At 58.5% G+C, this 1,020-nt stretch carries 2 protein-coding genes; both read left to right on the top strand.

What is annotated here, in order from left to right; genetic code table 11:
* Positions 1–652: OB-fold nucleic acid binding domain-containing protein (locus HW443_RS11780; protein WP_258190532.1), on the top strand; the 652-nt coding region annotated here is incomplete at its 5' end.
* Positions 653–658: 6 nt separating this feature from the next.
* Positions 659–1,020 (top strand): DUF72 domain-containing protein (locus HW443_RS11785; RefSeq protein WP_176238283.1); only part of this gene is annotated, 362 nt, incomplete at its 3' end.

Below are 1,020 nucleotides of genomic sequence, written 5' to 3' on the forward strand. Positions count from 1 at the left end.
GGGTGGGTGGGGTATGCTGCACCACCTTAATGCAGGCCACCCGCACCATGGAGCCCTAGCTAGCCGGGTGCAAAACAGAAGCTATCTACTGTGGCTGCTCTTTCTTTTGGGAAGGAGACCCCACCAGGGCGGCCAGTTGGCTCTGGAGCTCAAGGATGAGCAAAAAGAGCTCTTTGTCCCCTTTAGCCTGGCCGAGCGCATCCAGGCTGAGCTGGAGCTACTGGGCTTTGAGCTCTCTGGCCATCCCCTTCAGTTGTGGCAGAACACCTTAGAGGAGCTAGGGGTAATCCAGAGCACCGATCTTTCCCAACTACCTGAAGGCACAATGGTGCGGGTGGCCGGCATTAAGGTGGTGCAGCATACCCCACCCACCCGCTCTGGCCAGAGGGTCATCTTCCTCACCCTGGAGGATGCCCAAGGACTCATTGATATGGCTGTCTTTGAATCAGCCCAGAAGGACTATGCCCGCACTATCTTTGAGGGCTGGCTGCTTTTGGTGGAGGGCCGCATCACCAAAAGAGGCAAAGCCAGCCTGGTGGTCAGCCGGGCCTGGGACCTTTTGCAGGTAGCCCAGGGAGAGCTTCCTATACTCAAGAGAGAAAGAGTTTCACCCTCCCTGGCCCAGGCGTGGTATCATGGAGGCTGGAGGTGAGCAACTGTGGCTGAGATACGAACAGGTACCTGTTCCTGGACTGATAGAACTTTGCTAGAGAGCAAGACCTTCTATCCCCCGGGCCTCAAGAGCGCTGAGGGCAGGCTCAAGTTCTATGCTCAGCACTTTAACACCGTGGAGGTGGACTCTACCTTCTATGCTCTTCCAGCCCGGCGTAATGCTGAGCTGTGGGCCGAAAGAACCCCTCCTGACTTTATCTTCCACATTAAGGCCTTTGGCCTTCTAACCCCGCATAGCGTGGAGGTGGCCCGACTGCCCCCCCTGCGCCGGGAGATGCTTCCCCCATCACAACGGGAGCTGCTCCGGCCCCACGCACCCCCCGCGGCGACCCGAGATACGGCCTCTCC

It is taken from the genome of Candidatus Hakubella thermalkaliphila (genome assembly GCF_013281975.1).
GTDB classification, from domain to species: Bacteria; Actinomycetota; Humimicrobiia; order Hakubellales; family Hakubellaceae; genus Hakubella; species Hakubella thermalkaliphila.